This window comes from Bacillus sp. Marseille-Q1617 (assembly GCF_903645295.1).
Classification (GTDB): Bacteria; Bacillota; Bacilli; order Bacillales; family Bacillaceae_B; genus Rossellomorea.
In genome coordinates this window covers 1,053,495-1,069,633 of sequence record NZ_CAHJXM010000001.1, presented here as the reverse complement: position 1 = coordinate 1,069,633, position 16,139 = coordinate 1,053,495, and the positions used below count along the sequence as shown (strand labels likewise).

Genomic DNA, 16,139 nt, shown 5'->3' with positions numbered 1-16,139 from the left:
TGTTATGTATAATGTGTCACCGTCCCCTGAAATTATACCGTGACAAAAGTTTCGCATCGTAATGCTCACTAACCGAAATATCCAGAGGACTTTATTACTATACTACACATACCTATATAATTCTTTATTCCCATAAAAAATCCTCTAAATTTTTGCTGAGATTATTACGAAAGCCTACCCACTATACTGTGGATAGGCTCTGCATTACATTTGATGCTTGTGTTGTTTAGAATAAAATCTTTGTCTTTTTCTCTTTTGTATGAGTTCTTCGAGGGTTCCGGCACCGCAAATGACTCCGAGGATGATGAATAGAAGTCCCAATAGATGATAGGAAGTGATCTTTTCTCCCAGGAATAATGCAGCTCCTATTAATGAAAAGAACGTATTGAGATTAAGGAAGATTGAGGTTTCGGCCGCTCCCAGCTTGCCGATCGAATGATTGTACAGCATATGTCCGACTGCAGTCGCAAGCATCGCTGAAGCAAAAAACAGCACCCAGATCCCTACGGAAGCATGGCCTAGATGGGTAAGTCCCCCGGGCTCCTTCATCAAGCCGATCATGAACAAAATCACTGATCCGAATACAAGCATATAGCCTGTTAATAAACGGGGATCCAGCGTCTTGGCTGCGCGGCTGATGATAATGAAGCTCAGCGCTTGCGAAAAGATGGAAATGAACACCATCCCGTCGCCCCTATTCAGATTACCGATTCCTTCCCCTCCTGATAATACAATAATGGAAACCCCGATTCCTCCAAGTATGAATCCAATCACCTTGATGACAGTCGGCCGATTTCTAAGAAGAATGGAAGCCAGCAGTGCCGTCAGCAGCGGCCCTGTCCCGAGGATGAGACCTCCATTGGTGGAAGTGGTCTGTGTTAATCCCACTGATAGAAAATAATGATGGCTGACTACATTCAAAAGTCCGCCCCCAATGATAAAGAGGCTCTCGCGCCTTGTAGGAATCCGTACTTTTTTCATGATTCCCAGAATGATAAATACCGTGATCCCTGCCGTGAAGATGCGCAGTGCTGTAATCGTCACGGGTGTGAATTCTGTTACCAGCGTCTTTAAAGCAGGGACATTGAATCCCCAAACCATCATGATGAATACCAACACTAAGTATGTCTGCCATTTTTTCAATGCACTCAAGACCTTTTCTCTGGATTTCTGCAGTCATGTTTCCTGCGTTTGATTTCATTTCATCATATCACCCCTTTTACTTCTTTACTACGGTGAATCGCCAAATTTCTGTAAAAAATATGTTTTGAATGAGATTTTCACGATATAGAGATAGACAGGAGAACTTGTGCTATAGTATATAGCGAAAGGAGTGATTGACTATGAATAAGCAGGAATTACCGCCTAAAACATGTACCATCGACCGCCTCGTAACAAAAGAGGAAGACGTTGAACTGGTGCTGCAAGGTAAAAAGACAGCAACCCGAAGAAACGGACGTTATGCAGACGTTGGTGAAATCATGGAATTAAAGGGGAATAAGTACATAGTAGATAAAGTATATTCCCAGTCCCTTGGTGAATTGACCGATGAACATGCACAGCAGGAAGGCTTTCAAACTGTTGAAGAATATAAAGAAACGATCCTCTCTTATCATCCGGGAATGCCTTGGCATCCAAAAATGCGGGTATGGGTGCATGAATTCAGTGCCGTAAACGAATAGGATGGGAAAATGGATTTATTCTATCGATTCATCATATATTTGCACGTACTGAGTGTAGTGGCTTCCATCGGTCCATTTTTTATTTTACTTCCGATGATCAAGAAGCTCCGGATTGCTTCAAGAGAAGATTTGGCTCCGTATCTGGATACATTCCGGTTTACTGTGCGATTATCCAAGCATGCCGGCCATGTGCTGGTGGGAACGGGCGTCCTTTTAGTTTTATTGGGACCGTGGACATGGGGAACCCCGTGGATCATCATGACACTTTTCATCATGTTTTGCTCTCTATTCTTCCTGGCACGGGCTTTTTCGCCGACACTCAGAAAGTTTGACGACGTTCAAACGGAACGTGAACCTTTGATAGCAAAACTGAAGAGAACGATTTGGACTTACCTTATCCTGCTGCTTGCCATGCTTTGGTTTATGGTCGTTAAGCCGAATTTGTGGTGAGTTGTAGAATTCCGGCAGTTTACAATGTAAGCAATAAAAAAACATACCGCGTGGCTTCGTGCCATAGCGGTATGTTTTTTACATGGTCATTCTTCCCATCGGTTCTCTCTTTTATAAACTACTTCGGTTCATGCACAAAAGCCAAATAATAGATTCATTCACCTATACCCTTTTCTTTGTACTGAATATAGTAACTATAAAGGTGCGAAGGAGGTGGAAATATGACAGACTTCTCAAAATGGCTCTATTGTTGTATAGGCGCGGCTATTGCCCTGTTGGGTTTTTGGGGGATTGGATTGGGGATTGGATTGGCCGGTGCCTACGGACTTGAAGGGATAGCCAGGCAGCCTGAAGCTGCAGGCAGACTGTCCGACTTTATGTTGTGGTATGTAGTCATACCTGAATTGATTCTAGCATCGGTTTTAGGATATATCTCTTTGAAGATTCTTTGTAAGGGGAAGCATAATAATGACTGATAGTTTTATGAAGCGGGTGGGAATCAGATAGCTAGCCGCCCGCATCCAGCAGATAGACAAAGATAGTTAGTATGTCAATGAAACCGGCCTTCTTATTACAAGGCGGGTTTTGTTATATTCTTAAAAGGGAAAACAGTTAGGTCAAAACTTTCATCCTATTGATCAATTATCCTGCTAGTAACTCCGAACCTTCACCGTCTTAATCTTAAAAATAAAATAATAATACTTATACACAATGATCAGGCTCAGTATCACCTTAACGATGATTTTATCAGTCATGAATAACGGAATCAGAATCATCACGTCAGAAAAAACCATGAGTATCGTCTTTTGGCGAAGCGTCATCGAACGATTCTGCACAAAGCCTTCTAAATGCTTTTTATATACACCTGTTCCTTTAAACCATACTTCAAATCGTTTAGAACCTTTCACAAAAAAATAGGAAGCCAATAATAAAAGTGGTGTAGTAGGGATGAGCGGCAGCACGATACCGATGATGCCAATTCCCATAAAGATAAATCCGAGTGCAATGAAAATACCTTTCTGAATACTCTTCATACTGCCTGCTCCCCTCCCCCCGTTCAAATTTCTTCTTCCTTTATTGTATGAATCATCCCCACTCATAACAAGTGACAATTATTCAACATTTGAAGGCCCGTCCCTCATTGCTTTAAAGCAATGAGGGACGGGCCTTCGTTTATTTTTCGTTCTTCGAATGAAGCATTCTCATGAAGTAGGCGGATGGAAGAAGGAGTCCGATGGCTGCTTCGATTAGTGCAAAGAAACGAAGATTGCCCACGGGGAGAAAGTCTCCATATCCGACTGATAAAATGGTTACCCCGCTGAAGTATAGATAGTTCGCGAAATCGTGCGGGACTGGCTTGCCTCCCGGTACGCTGTATCGTAAAACAGTATCATTCATTCCCAAACCATAATAAAGGACGGCAAATGCTACCGTAACCCCCATAAGCACAAAGAATAGTTTGTAAAACATTTTCGTACTGAAATAACTGTATTTGAATTCTTTATTTTTAAAGAAATAAATTAAGTTAACGAGAATAAACAGGATGGCTCCAAATACTAATAGATTACCCAAAACTGAAGTTTCCTCCTTGATCAATTCGTGTTTCTATTTATTTAACCACTCAAAGAACATCTAAAACGCCTGATTTCCCAATGGTCTTTCATTTCTTCGGCAAAGTCAGGTACATCCTTACTTTTCTTCTGAACTGCCCTTCTATCATTCTTCTTTTATGATAGAATAATGAAGTTGTGTTCATTTTCATTAGATTAAAAGATACAAGGAGGAACCACAATGGATTTTCTATTTCCACTGGGACTGGCCATTTCTTCCGGGGCCATCATTGCCCTATTAAAAATTATTGCGATAGATATTATCCTGTCTGGTGATAATGCAATTGTCATTGCCATGGCCACAAGAGGGCTCCCAAAAGAGCTTCAAAACAAAGCCATCTTCTGGGGAACGGCAGGAGCTGTCATTTTACGTATATTTTTTGCTGCAATCATTGTTTATTTGTTAAAGATCCCTTATGTACATTTAATCGGAGGAGTTCTGCTTCTGTGGATTGCATATAAAGTGCTGGTAGAGGAAGAAGGTGAAGCGAATATTAAGTCTCACACCGGTATCAGACAAGCGATAACGACCATCATCCTTGCTGATGCTGTCATGAGTCTTGATAATGTGGTGGCCGTTGCCGGTGCTGCCCATGGACACATCGGGATGATCGCACTCGGTGTATTCATTTCCATCCCAATCATGATCTTCGGTTCAAAAGCGATCGTGAAAATTCTTGAGAAGTACCGCTGGATTGCGTACTTAGGTGCAGGTATCCTGGCATTTACAGCAGGTGAAATGATTGTAAGAGATCATCAATTCCTTGAACTCCTTGATATTCATCATGGTCCGGTGACGTATGCCATTACAATCGGTCTTACTGTGGCCGTGTTATTGATTGGATACCTCGTCAATCGTCATTCAGGAGCTCAAGACCAAACCAGGCTTCGCCAAGCAAATTAATCAAATGAAAAGATGCCATCTGGGCATCTTTTTTTCGTTCTAAAGCAACAAAGTATGCGAAAAGAGCCATCGGGAAAGACTATATCGTAGTTTACCAGCAATGAATTACTAAGGGTGGGGTTGCTTTGGATTTTTTCGCCAGCCAGGAGTCATTAACAGCTGTCCAATGGATATTGAGAGCTGTCGTAGGTTTTTTCTTTTTGGTGATCATCGCTAAACTGATGGGACAGCGCTCCATCTCTCAATTACGATTCCTTGATTTTGTCATGGCATTACTATTAGGAAATATCATGGCTCACCCCTTGTCTGACGAAGGACTGGGACTAAAAGGGTCGATGATTACCATGAGTACATTAGTCTCGTTATATCTTATCGGTGTGTTCATCACATTGAAGTTTACTTTTATAAAAAAAATGTTAGACCCCTCTCCCATCCCACTGATTGAAAACGGTAAAATCAATTATCATAACCTGAAAAAGGCAAGAATTCCGCTCGACAGCCTTTTATCAGAATTAAGGAAACAGCAAACCGAAGAGGTGCATAAAGTAGCACTGGCCCTATGGGAACCTGGCGGGGAAATCTCCATTTTTATGAAGAGTGAGCATCAGCCGGTCACTCTTAAAGAATTCACGCCCTCTCATAAACCATTTGATCTGCCGATTCCAATTATTGAAGAAGGAAAGATCAATTATGGGGAATTACAGCATTTAAACAAAGATGAATCCTGGTTGAATAACCAGCTTAAACTTTCCTATAACGCTTCCGTCCATGAAGTTTTGCTGGCTACCATTGATAAGCAGGATCAGATTAGAATTTATTTGTACAAATAAAGCCCTCTCCGAATCCAGAGAGGGCTTTATGATTATTCCATCAACTGTTTGACCAGTTCTTTATTTCGTTTCTTGAATACTTCATTGTGAGAAGAAACCATCGCAATGCGATCGGCTTCAGGCTGGATGAATTTCTTGGCCTTATTGACCGCATTTGCGGCATCCTGGAAAGCCCCCGCGATTAGATTGACTTTTCCTTCATGCATCAGGATATCGCCTGCTGCATAAAGTCCATCTATCGAAGACTCACTGACAGAGTTGCCTTCAATATAAAAATCATTCGCCATCTTGATATCGAGACTGCTGTTTTTCAACAACGAAGCATCGATTTCATATCCATGATTGATGATCACTTCATCGATATCAAGATAAGAAACTTCTCCTGACTGGTGGTTCGTCAGCTGAACCCTTTCAATGCGTTCGTGATCCTCATCTGCCATCAGCTTAGTAATGGAAGTGTGGAATATGCAGGTGGCAGAGCTGTTCATCAGCTGTGCACATTGGGCTTCGTGACCATTCAGTGCTTCTTTGCGATAGGTAACGTACACCTTTTTCGCAATCGGCTCCAATTCATTGGCCCAGTCGACAGCCGAGTTGCCGCCGCCGGAAATGACGACAGTCTTGTCCTTGAAACTCATCAATGATTTCACCGTATAATGGAGATTGGAAATTTCGAACCGTTCTGCCCCTTCGATATCAAGTTTCTGAGGATTGATGATCCCGCTTCCCACTGCCACGATTACGGTCTTGGAATAATGCTTTTGTCCCGAAGATCCCTCTAAAATGAACAAGCCTTCCTCATTTTGGGTTATGCTTTCAACCTTCTCATTCAGCACCACTGCCGGATCAAAGGTCAACCCCTGCTGAACGAGCTGCTTAATCAGCTCTGCCCCTGAAGTAGGAGTGAGTCCCCCCACATCCCAGATCATTTTCTCAGGATATACATGTATTTTTCCGCCTAACGTAGGCTGATACTCGATGATCTTTGTTTTCATTTCCCTGAGACCGCTATAAAAAGCAGAGTAAAGCCCTGCCGGACCTCCCCCGATTATGGTAACATCAAATAATTCTAGCTCTTCCATCTCCGTTCACTCCCTGAAATCAATCATTATTGATTATCATTCTCAATTACATACTACCTCTTTTAAGTGGAACTGGCAATAAAAATTCTTTGACATTGGTAAAAAAGAATTATAGTATGAAATTGTTCGAGAATGAGAATCGTTATCATTCAATCCAATATAAACGGAGGGCTTAACATGGTTCGCCTATATACAAATGAATTAAACATTGGCTACGGTGACCACCTGATCGTGAAAGATCTAAGCGTTCAAATCCCTGATAAAAAAATCACCACCATCATCGGATCAAACGGCTGTGGAAAATCGACTTTATTGAAAGCGATTACCCGCATCATCTCCCATCAATCCGGAAGTGTGCTTTTAGATGGTGAAAATATATCCAGGGGGAATACGAAGGAATTAGCCAAGAAAATGGCGATTCTTCCTCAGACCCCTGAAAGTGCCAGCGGTTTGACGGTCGGGGAATTGGTTTCCTACGGGCGCTTCCCTCATCAAAAGGGCATGGGTCGCATGTCAAAGAAAGATTATGAGGTCATCAATTGGGCTCTTGAAGTGACAGGGACTTCTGACTTTAAGTACCGTCAGGTCGATGCTTTATCCGGAGGACAGAGACAACGTGTGTGGATTGCCATGGCTCTTGCACAGGAAACAGATATCATCTTCCTTGATGAACCAACTACATATCTTGATATGGCCCACCAGCTCGAAGTACTGGAACTCCTTCAAAAACTGAACATCGAACAGGAACGTACGATTGTCATGGTTCTCCATGACCTGAATCAGGCTGCACGCTTCGCCGACTACATCGTCGCCTTGAAAGAAGGAGAAATCGTCAAGGCCGGTGATTGCGAAGAAGTCATCACACATGACGTCCTGAAGAAAGTATTCCAAATTGACGCTGCGATTGGAAGAGACCCTCGAACAAATAAGCCAATGTGTATCACTTACAATTTACTAAAAGGAGAAGATCAACATGAAAAAATGGATGCTTCCACTTACGCTGCTGTTGGTGCTATTGGTTAGTGCATGCGGCAGCGGCTCTACTTCTGAGAAAGAAGAAGGAAAAGAGCCAAAGGAAAAAGACAATAAAACCGAGACCATCACATACGAATCAGAAAACGGTCCTGTTGAAGTTCCTGCAGACCCGCAGCGTGTAGTCGTCCTTTCCTCTTTTGCAGGAAATGTAATGGCACTTGATGTTAACCTAGTCGGTGTTGATTCATGGTCCAAAATGAACCCCCGCTGGGAAGGTGATTTGAAGGAAGTTGAAGAAGTAACGGATGAAAGCCTTGAAAAAATCATTGAGCTTGAACCAGACTTGATCATCGGCCTTTCCAATATCAAAAACGTCGATAAATTAAATGAAATCGCCCCTACTGTTACCTTTACATATGGAAAAGTAGACTATCTCACACAGCATATCGAAATTGGGAAACTATTAAACAAAGAAAAAGAAGCTCAAGCATGGGTAGATGACTTCAAAAAGCGCGCCCAAACGGCTGGCGATGACATCAGAGCGAAAATCGGTGAAGATACTACCGTTTCAGTCATTGAAAGCTTCAACAAGCAGCTTTACGTTTACGGAAACAACTGGGGACGCGGTACAGAGATCCTCTATCAGGAAATGAACTTGAAAATGCCAGAGAAAGTGAAAGAGGAAGCGCTGGAACCTGGGTACTTCGCCCTTTCCACAGAAGTTCTTCCTGAATTTGCAGGTGACTATGTCATTGTAAGTAAAGATCCCAAAGCCGACAATTCATTCATGGAAACCGAAACATATAAAAACATCCCTGCCGTTAAGAACAACCAGGTATTCGAAGTGAATATGATGGAATTCTATTTCAACGATCCACTCACGCTGGATTATCAGCTTGACTTCTTTAAAGAAAAATTTCTAGGAAACTAATATTTTACAAGGGGAATTCTTAACTTAAGGATTCCTCTTCCTTTATACTTCTAAAAAGAGATGATGATAGATAATGACCACTCAAAATCAACGATATATTCCATTTATCACAAAATTAATCGCTTCAATGGTGATTTTTGCTGCATGCTTTTTTATTTCGATGACTTTCGGCGCAGCAAATACCACTGTTAAGGACGTTTGGTTTGCTCTTTCTTCTTTCGATACGAATGAAAAAGTGACCATTCTGCAGGAAATTCGTTTACCACGAGCAGTGGCTGCCATATTAGTTGGCGCAGCCTTATCCGTTTCAGGGGCCATCATGCAGGGAATGACGAGAAACCCGCTTGCCGACCCTGGACTGCTGGGATTGACGGCCGGGGCGAATGCCGCTCTTGCCATCACCCTTGCTTTCATCCCTTCAGTGAATTCACTTGGTATCATGATTGCCTGTTTTACAGGCGCCGGGGTCGGGGCTCTTATGGTATTCGGAATCAGCTCCATGAAAAGAGGTGGCTTCTCCCCTCTTCGGATTGTATTGGCGGGTGCTGCCGTGTCTGCTTTTTTATTTGCAATCGCTGAAGGAACCGGACTTTTATTTAAGATTTCAAAAGATGTATCCATGTGGACTGCAGGCGGCTTGATCGGCACTACATGGGGGCAGTTGCAAGTGATCGCACCTTTCATTGCAGCAGGGATTGTTGTTTCACTCTTTCTTTCGAGGCAGCTTACCATCCTCAGCCTGAATGAAGAAGTTGCCGTGGGATTGGGGCAGCGGACGGCTTTCGTCAAAACGATTCTTTTCGTCGTCATTATTTTATTGGCAGGTGCTGCCGTTGCTTTGGTAGGGAATATGGTCTTCATCGGACTGATGATTCCTCATATCGTACGTGTGATCACTGGTACAGACTACCGTTTCATTATACCGGTCTCCACCCTGCTGGGAGCTTCCTTCCTGCTCCTGGCGGATACGCTCGGCCGCACCATTAACGCCCCTTATGAAACACCTGTGGCGGCAATCGTTGCGATAATGGGATTGCCTTTCTTCCTGTTCATCGTTCATAAAGGAGGGAAAGGCTTCCAATGATACATCCAGATTTGATAAAAAAACAAAAACTGCTCATTCTATTACTGTCGATTTTAATATTGATCACTGCATTTGTAAGTATTGGATTCGGGTATTCATCGGTATCTTACGACAGGCTGATCCCCACACTTTTAGGGAATGGGAGCTTCAAAGATGAATTCATCCTATTTTCAATCAGACTCCCGAGGATTATCATTACCGTTCTTGCCGGTATGGCCCTTGCCTTATCCGGCTCGATCCTGCAGGGAATCACCCGTAACGATTTAGCCGACCCGGGTATCATCGGCATCAATTCAGGAGCCGGGGTATCGATTGCCATCTTCTTTTTATTTTTTCCAATTGATGCCGCCTCCTTTGCATACCTGCTCCCGATCGTTGCATTCGTCGGGGCGCTGATCACAGCATGCTTGATCTACTTGTTTTCTTACAGTAAAAGAAACGGCATACAGCCTGTCCGTCTGGTGCTGGTCGGTGTCGGTTTCTCAATGGCTTTCTCAGGGCTTATGATCATCCTGATTTCTGCAGCAGAGCGTCAAAAAGTCGATTTCATTGCCAAATGGCTTGCAGGAAGCATCTGGGGAACGGACTGGCCATTCATCTGGGCGATTGTCCCATGGCTTGTCGTCCTTATACCGCTGACCCTCTATAAATCTCAGATGTTGAATCTGCTGGGATTGAGTGAGCCTGTCTCTGTAGGGGTCGGGATTTCCATCAATCGGGAACGTTTTCTTATGCTCATCGTTGCAGTGGCTTTGGCCGCTTCCGCTGTCTCCGTTACAGGGGGGATTGCTTTTATCGGGCTGATGGCCCCTCATATGGCGAAAGCATTGGTAGGTCCCCGGAACCAGATGTTCATACCTGTTGCCATTCTACTTGGCGGCTGGCTCTTGATGCTTGCCGATACAATCGGCAGAAACATATTGGAACCGGACGGGATTCCTGCCGGGATCATGATAGCATTGATAGGAGCGCCTTACTTTATGTATTTGTTGTTGAAGAAATAGAATGATTGTGTGTAAGACTTTTCCGCTGGCCGCCGTGCCAGCGTTTTTTTATTTCATGCAATTCTATCTCCCACACCTTTTCAACGAATGTGGACATGAAAACATAGCTGTACCAATATATTAGTAACAACTACTGAAAGGAGTTGTTATGATGTTATCCTCAATTGCAGATCGAGTCACAAGAATAGTCCAGCGTTACTTGCCGGATGCATTTGTCATTGCAGTTCTCCTTACATTATTCGTTTTCATAGTCGGATTTGTAATGAATCCCCAGGAACCGATAACGCTCGTTAAATCATTCGGAGATGGATTTTGGGTCTACCTGACATTCACCATGCAGATGGTCCTCCTGTTATTAACGGGAATGGTGTTAGCAGCAGTGCCTGTAGTTAAAAGGGGGCTGGAATCAATCGCGGGTCTCGCCGATACTCCTTCAAAAGCATATGTACTTACATTTGTCGTCTCAGCTTTAGCATATTATATTAACTGGGGGCTTGCTGTTGTTGTGGGAGCGATTTTCGTCCGTGAAGTGGGAAAACGCAACCAACAGGCCCATTTCCCCCTTTTAGTTGCAGCTGCCTATTCACCAACAGTTCTTTACACTGCAGGATTATCAAGCTCGATTGGATTGACCGTCGCAACCAAAGACCATTTTCTTGCTGATGTAATGGGAATCATCCCGACTTCGCAAACGATCTTTCACCCATCCACTATGATTATTTTTGGAGTATTATTCATTACCATGCCGATTGTCATTTGTCTCATGGCCCCTAAAACCAATATAAAACCTTATCAAGTAAAAGAAGTCCCAATAAAAAAAGAAACATCTCAACAAGCAGCCGATACACCTGCGTTAAAATTAGAACAAACACCCGTTTTGGGTATAGTTACTGGTGCTCTCGGATTGATTTATGTAATCTATGAATTCATGAATGGACGGGATTTAGACTTAAACATTATTAATCTACTGTTTCTTGCACTAGGCCTTATCTTGCATCGTTCTCTTGGTTCATACGGAAATGCTTTTAAAGAAGCGGTAGGTTCTACATCCCCCATTATTCTGCAGTTCCCATTTTATGCAGGAATCATTGCCGTTCTTTCAAATTCCGGACTGGGTCAATCTATTATAGATGGAATGGCGTCAATTGCTAATAAAGAAACGTTTGATGTATTTACGTATTGGTCAGCAGGGATTGTGAATATTTTGGCTCCATCCGGAGGCGGACAGTGGGCACTGCAAGGCCCTCTTCAAGTTCCGGCAGGCATGAAACTTGGAGTAGATCCTGCAGCGATCGCCATGGCTGTAGGATGGGGAGATGCGTGGACAAATCTCATCCAGCCTTTCTGGGCACTTCCTATCCTGAGTATTGTCGGCCTTCATATCAGACATATCATGGGTTATTGCTTCTTACTTGCCATATGGGTAGGGGCGATTACAACCATACTATTATTCTTCTTATATTAAAAAAGGGTGGTACCGGGATATCCGGTACCACCCTTGTTTTATCTCACAGACGCATGAGGCTCTTGACCTTTTTCCATCACGTCTATTTCATCCTCTTTTACAGTCTTTTTACTCCAGAAAGTTGCGATGATCGGTCCAGAAATGTTGTGCCAGACAGCTGCAATGACGCTCGGGAGTGCGGCGAGCGGACCGAAATGAGCGGTTGCCAGGGCTACGCCAAGCCCCGAGTTCTGCATACCCACTTCGATCGAAATGGCACGCCGTTTACTTTCATCCAATTTCATCAGGACACCCGTACCATACCCCAGCGCTAATCCAAGAAAATTATGAAGCATCACTGCTGAGAAAACCATGATGCCTGACGAAGCTATATTCCCGACATTGGCAGAAACAACGGCTGATACGATAATGATGATCGCTGTTACCGAAATCAATGGGATGACGTTCAAACTTTTTTCCACGGTTCCCGGGAGAATCTTTTTGATAATCAATCCGAGCGTGATCGGTATGATGATCACTTGTACGATTGACAGGAACATGGCGTATGGATCGACCGGGAGCCACTGTCCTGCTAACACTAGTAAAATGAGCGGAGTGGCAAGTGGAGCCAGCAGTGTGGAGAGCGACGTCATCGCAACCGATAATGCCAGATTCCCTTTTGCCAAATAGACCATGACATTCGACGCTGTCCCGCCTGGCACGGAACCTAACAGCACCAATCCAGCAGCAAGCTCATTCGGCAGACCGATTACATAGGCAATACCAAATGCCCCGAGCGGCATGATGAGGAATTGCGCAAGGACCCCTGTGATGACAGGGAGCGGTTTTTGAAGAACAAGTTTGAAATCAACCGGCTGGAGCGTCAGGCCCATCCCGAACATGACTACGCCGAGAAGGATCGTGATATAGCCTCCCAACGGTAAAAACGGTGCAGGAACAAAATAAGCGACCGCAGCCACAAGAATGACCCAGACGGCGAAATACTTTCCTGCCAGATGACTGATGGTTTCTAGTAGTCTCATCCCTTTACCTCCTTCGTTGTATGGATCAGTTTATTGGGGTTTAAAAGCCCCGATGGGTCAAGGGCAGCCTTTATGCTCTTCATGACCTCCAGTGCACTTCCATGTTCCCTTTGCTGATATTTCATTTTCCCTGCTCCTACCCCATGCTCCCCGGTACACGTCCCGTTTCTCTCAAGGGCATATTCAACGATTTGTTCATTGAATGCTTCCGCTTTTTTGACTTCTTCCGGGTCGTTTAGGTCGAGCATCACGAGAGCATGATAATTCCCATCTCCGACATGGCCGAGGATCCCTCCCGTCAGATTCAGCTCTTCAAGCTTTTCGCGGGCGGATTTGATTGCCCCGGATAATTCTGATATGGGTACGCACACATCTGTTACCATCATCTTTTTACCAGGATTGCCGTGGACATATGCATACGCAAGATTATGACGGGCATCCCACAGCTTATTCCTTGCTGCCTGGTCTTCCTCGAAATGAACCTCCTCACATCCATGGTCTGAAACGATTTCCTGCATGAATGCCACATCCTGCTTCAGCCCTGCTTCGTTTCCGTGAAACTCGAGAAACAAAGTCGGCTTTTCTATGTAATTTGTATCGCTGAACCTATTCACCTGCCTCATCGAAGCCTCATCGACCAGTTCCACCCTCGCAACGGGGATCCCTGCCTGCAGAATGGATACAACTGCTTCCACCGTTTCATCAATATGCGGGAAGGAGGCCCTGGCAGCCAAGATGTGTTCAGGGATTCCATAAACTCTCAATGTCAATTCAGTAAAGCATCCAAGGGTCCCTTCCGATCCTACAAATAAATGGTTCAGGTTATAGCCTGACGAGGATTTTTGGGCAAGGTTCCCTGTATGGATGATATCACCCGATGCAAGCACGACTTCGATATCCCTGACCTGGTCTCGCATGACACCATATTTGACGGATGTCGTACCGCTCGCATTCGTGGCGGCCATCCCTCCTAAAGTCGCGTCTGCTCCAGGGTCCACCGAGAAAAATAAGCCGAATTTCTTTAATTCCTTATTAAGCTGGGACCGGGTCACTCCCGGCTGCACTCTGACCAGGAAATCCTTTTCTCTTACTTCCAGAATCTTATTCATTTGTGAAAAATCAATGCTGATCCCTTTTTCATAAGGAATCACATGTCCCTCTAGACTTGTCCCTAAACCAAACGGGATGATGGGAGTGTTATGCACGCCTGCAAGTTTAACGATTTCACTTACTTGCTGCGCATTCTCAGGAAACACGACTATTTCGGGAGAACCTGGATGATGATAGGATTCATCCCTGCCATGCTGTTCCAGGACCGTTTCATTCGTTGTCACTTGATGACTTTTCAGCAATTCTTTTAATTCATGAAGCAGTCCTCTCTCTTTCACTGTCATCCATTTCTCCTCCTCTTGAAAAAACTATAATGAATGAAATTATACATAATAATCTGAATTTTTCAATAGTATTAAAGTTATTTTTATACTCTCATTTGCCTTTACGATTAATGATTTAACCCTAAAACAGAATGCATTTTTACATTTCTCCGGTTTGAAAGAATCGCTTCACGGGAAACACACCATTAATTACTAATAATTAAAGGGAGGAAATGACCATGAAAACATTAACCCTTACACTTGAGTATTCACCGGACTCTTTAACTGCTGATGAAGCGAAGGAACAAGTCAAAAACAAACTCGAAGGCTCGGAACTCAAATTGGTTTCTTTGAGTGAGGATATGGAGTCAACAGACTCTTCTTACGATAAAATGCATTCTTCCATGCCGGATCAGCCAAAAGGTGCAGATCCAGATGTCAATTCCACAGGTGCAGGGGGAATGGTCTCGCCCGACTCAAGCGGATATCCAAACAAAAAGTAACAATAAAAGGACAAGGAATATGTGAATTCCTTGTCCTTTCTTCCTTTTATCGCTGCATGGCTTCCTCGATAAATCCAGTCAATCTTACCCGGTATTCTTCCTCCTCCTCCAAAAAGCCTTCCGTATGACCAACGTCTGGAATGATCCATAATTTTTTCTCCCCGGACGCATTTTCATATAATCGCGAAGCCATTTCCGAAGGGACGAGTTCGTCCTTATCACCATGGATGATAAAGAGCGGCAAATCATTTCTCTTTTTCTTTACTTGATTGAGTGCTGATGCTTCATCAAATGAAAAACCAGCCCGTACTTTAGTGACCATACTTGTGACATCCATCAATGGAAAAGAAGGCAGATCATAAAGATACTTTAGCTGATGATCCAATTCTTCTTTCACTGATGTATATCCGCTGTCAGCAATGACTCCTCTCACCTCTCTTGGAAGCTCCTCGCCGCTTGCCATCAAAACAGTGGATGCCCCCATTGAAAACCCATGAAGAAAGATAAATCTCTCATCCTCATCTTCTACTAAATAATCAATCCACTTTCGTAAATCATTGCGATCGTGCCAGCCATAGCCGATATATTCCCCTTCACTCTTACCGTGTCCCCTGGCGTCTGGCTTTAAAATGTTAAATCCTTTCTCATAATAGTATCTTGTTACTTCTGGCAGCTGCTCATTATTCCCTTTATACCCGTGAGCTAAAATGACCGTTTTCCCATTTGGTGCATCATTTTTCAAATATCGTGCACTAAGGGTCAGCCCATCATCACTTTGTATCTCGATCTCTTCAAAATCCTGTCTCTCCGTCCAGCTCCTCAGTTCCTGCAATCTTTTCTGTTCTTCTTCCAGCGCACTCACCGCTTTAACCGCTTCCTCAGACCCGTAAAGCCTGATTGCCTCATCATTGCGGTTGATGGCCACGTTGTATATATAATTTGCTGCACCGAAAAGGACGATAACCGTTATTATGAGAAGCCAGCTTAACGTTAAGCCGATGCGTTTTATCATATAGGTTTCTCCTTTACTACTATACTTGTATTCTATAAAATGATACCCCGTAGTTTTTCACTAGAAACCTGTAAGTTTCAGGGAACTGCCTGATAATAAGAAAAGCACCCAGAAACTCTGGGCGCTTTTCGTAACACATTATTTTTTCTCTAATTCCTTTACCCTTTTTTCAAGTTTGCCTGCAATCGATAAGGCACTGAGCGCTACACCCA

General features: G+C 43.7%; 18 protein-coding genes. 11 read left to right on the top strand and 7 right to left on the bottom strand.

The window, feature by feature from the left end:
• Positions 1-204 precede the first annotated feature (204 nt).
• Positions 205-1,152, bottom strand: a complete 948-nt coding sequence (locus HWX64_RS05270; protein ID WP_368495569.1) for a DMT family transporter — start codon at positions 1,150-1,152, stop codon at positions 205-207.
• A 191-nt stretch (positions 1,153-1,343) separates the two neighbouring features.
• Between HWX64_RS05270 and HWX64_RS05265 the strand changes: the two genes are divergently transcribed.
• From HWX64_RS05265 to HWX64_RS05255, 3 genes are all read left to right on the top strand, one after another.
• Positions 1,344-1,682, top strand: coding sequence for an ASCH domain-containing protein (locus HWX64_RS05265; protein WP_175987908.1), 339 nt, complete (start codon positions 1,344-1,346; stop codon positions 1,680-1,682).
• Positions 1,683-1,691: 9 nt separating this feature from the next.
• Positions 1,692-2,132 carry a hypothetical protein gene (locus HWX64_RS05260; RefSeq protein WP_175987906.1) on the top strand — a complete coding sequence of 147 codons (441 nt, stop codon included), beginning with the start codon at positions 1,692-1,694 and terminating at the stop codon, positions 2,130-2,132.
• Positions 2,133-2,353: 221 nt separating this feature from the next.
• Entirely contained in the window at positions 2,354-2,608 is a 255-nt protein-coding gene (locus HWX64_RS05255) for an ATP F0F1 synthase subunit C (RefSeq protein ID WP_175987904.1), read from the top strand.
• A gap of 174 nt (positions 2,609-2,782) precedes the next feature.
• Here the strand turns inward: HWX64_RS05255 and HWX64_RS05250 are convergent, their stop codons facing one another.
• Both HWX64_RS05250 and HWX64_RS05245 read right to left on the bottom strand, forming a co-directional pair.
• A complete protein-coding gene (locus HWX64_RS05250) occupies positions 2,783-3,166 on the bottom strand; it encodes a DUF454 family protein (protein ID WP_175987902.1) in 384 nt (127 codons plus the stop codon).
• A 139-nt stretch (positions 3,167-3,305) separates the two neighbouring features.
• Complete coding sequence (locus tag HWX64_RS05245) at positions 3,306-3,704, bottom strand: ion channel (RefSeq protein ID WP_175987900.1); 399 nt, start codon at positions 3,702-3,704, stop codon at positions 3,306-3,308.
• A gap of 219 nt (positions 3,705-3,923) precedes the next feature.
• On the opposite strand from HWX64_RS05245, the gene HWX64_RS05240 reads away from it, so the two are divergent.
• Positions 3,924-4,646: a TerC family protein gene (locus HWX64_RS05240; RefSeq protein ID WP_175987898.1), complete on the top strand. Its 723-nt coding sequence runs from the start codon at positions 3,924-3,926 to the stop codon at positions 4,644-4,646.
• 125 nt (positions 4,647-4,771) lie between these two features.
• The gene (locus HWX64_RS05235; RefSeq protein ID WP_175987896.1) at positions 4,772-5,476 is read left to right on the top strand and encodes a DUF421 domain-containing protein; all 705 of its coding nucleotides are present in this window, start codon (positions 4,772-4,774) and stop codon (positions 5,474-5,476) included.
• A 32-nt stretch (positions 5,477-5,508) separates the two neighbouring features.
• Here HWX64_RS05235 and HWX64_RS05230 read toward each other — a convergent pair whose 3' ends face one another.
• Positions 5,509-6,558: an NAD(P)/FAD-dependent oxidoreductase gene (locus HWX64_RS05230; RefSeq protein WP_175987894.1), complete on the bottom strand. Its 1,050-nt coding sequence runs from the start codon at positions 6,556-6,558 to the stop codon at positions 5,509-5,511.
• Positions 6,559-6,735: 177 nt separating this feature from the next.
• Between HWX64_RS05230 and HWX64_RS05225 the strand changes: the two genes are divergently transcribed.
• From HWX64_RS05225 to HWX64_RS05205, 5 genes are all read left to right on the top strand, one after another.
• On the top strand, positions 6,736-7,581 hold the full coding sequence (locus HWX64_RS05225; protein ID WP_175987892.1) for an ABC transporter ATP-binding protein: 846 nt from the start codon (positions 6,736-6,738) through the stop codon (positions 7,579-7,581).
• Positions 7,532-8,464 carry an iron-hydroxamate ABC transporter substrate-binding protein gene (locus tag HWX64_RS05220; protein WP_175987890.1) on the top strand — a complete coding sequence of 311 codons (933 nt, stop codon included), beginning with the start codon at positions 7,532-7,534 and terminating at the stop codon, positions 8,462-8,464. The genes HWX64_RS05225 and HWX64_RS05220 overlap by 50 nt, the downstream gene beginning before the upstream one ends.
• A gap of 73 nt (positions 8,465-8,537) precedes the next feature.
• The gene (locus tag HWX64_RS05215; RefSeq protein WP_175987887.1) at positions 8,538-9,548 is read left to right on the top strand and encodes an iron ABC transporter permease; all 1,011 of its coding nucleotides are present in this window, start codon (positions 8,538-8,540) and stop codon (positions 9,546-9,548) included.
• Positions 9,545-10,552, top strand: a complete 1,008-nt coding sequence (locus HWX64_RS05210; RefSeq protein ID WP_175987885.1) for an iron ABC transporter permease — start codon at positions 9,545-9,547, stop codon at positions 10,550-10,552. The genes HWX64_RS05215 and HWX64_RS05210 overlap by 4 nt, the downstream gene beginning before the upstream one ends.
• 151 nt (positions 10,553-10,703) lie before the next feature.
• Positions 10,704-12,017: a short-chain fatty acid transporter gene (locus tag HWX64_RS05205; protein ID WP_175989649.1), complete on the top strand. Its 1,314-nt coding sequence runs from the start codon at positions 10,704-10,706 to the stop codon at positions 12,015-12,017.
• A 38-nt stretch (positions 12,018-12,055) separates the two neighbouring features.
• On the opposite strand, the gene HWX64_RS05200 is transcribed toward HWX64_RS05205, so the two are convergent.
• Positions 12,056-13,039: a bile acid:sodium symporter family protein gene (locus HWX64_RS05200; RefSeq protein ID WP_175987883.1), complete on the bottom strand. Its 984-nt coding sequence runs from the start codon at positions 13,037-13,039 to the stop codon at positions 12,056-12,058.
• On the bottom strand, positions 13,036-14,433 hold the full coding sequence (locus HWX64_RS05195; protein ID WP_175987881.1) for an FAD-binding oxidoreductase: 1,398 nt from the start codon (positions 14,431-14,433) through the stop codon (positions 13,036-13,038). The genes HWX64_RS05200 and HWX64_RS05195 overlap by 4 nt, the downstream gene beginning before the upstream one ends.
• A gap of 218 nt (positions 14,434-14,651) precedes the next feature.
• Here HWX64_RS05195 and HWX64_RS05190 point away from each other — a divergent pair, with 218 nt between their 5' ends.
• Complete coding sequence (locus HWX64_RS05190) at positions 14,652-14,915, top strand: hypothetical protein (protein ID WP_175987879.1); 264 nt, start codon at positions 14,652-14,654, stop codon at positions 14,913-14,915.
• 46 nt (positions 14,916-14,961) lie between these two features.
• Here the strand turns inward: HWX64_RS05190 and HWX64_RS05185 are convergent, their stop codons facing one another.
• The gene (locus HWX64_RS05185) at positions 14,962-15,927 is read right to left on the bottom strand and encodes an alpha/beta hydrolase (RefSeq protein ID WP_175987877.1); all 966 of its coding nucleotides are present in this window, start codon (positions 15,925-15,927) and stop codon (positions 14,962-14,964) included.
• Positions 15,928-16,139: the final 212 nt, after the last annotated feature.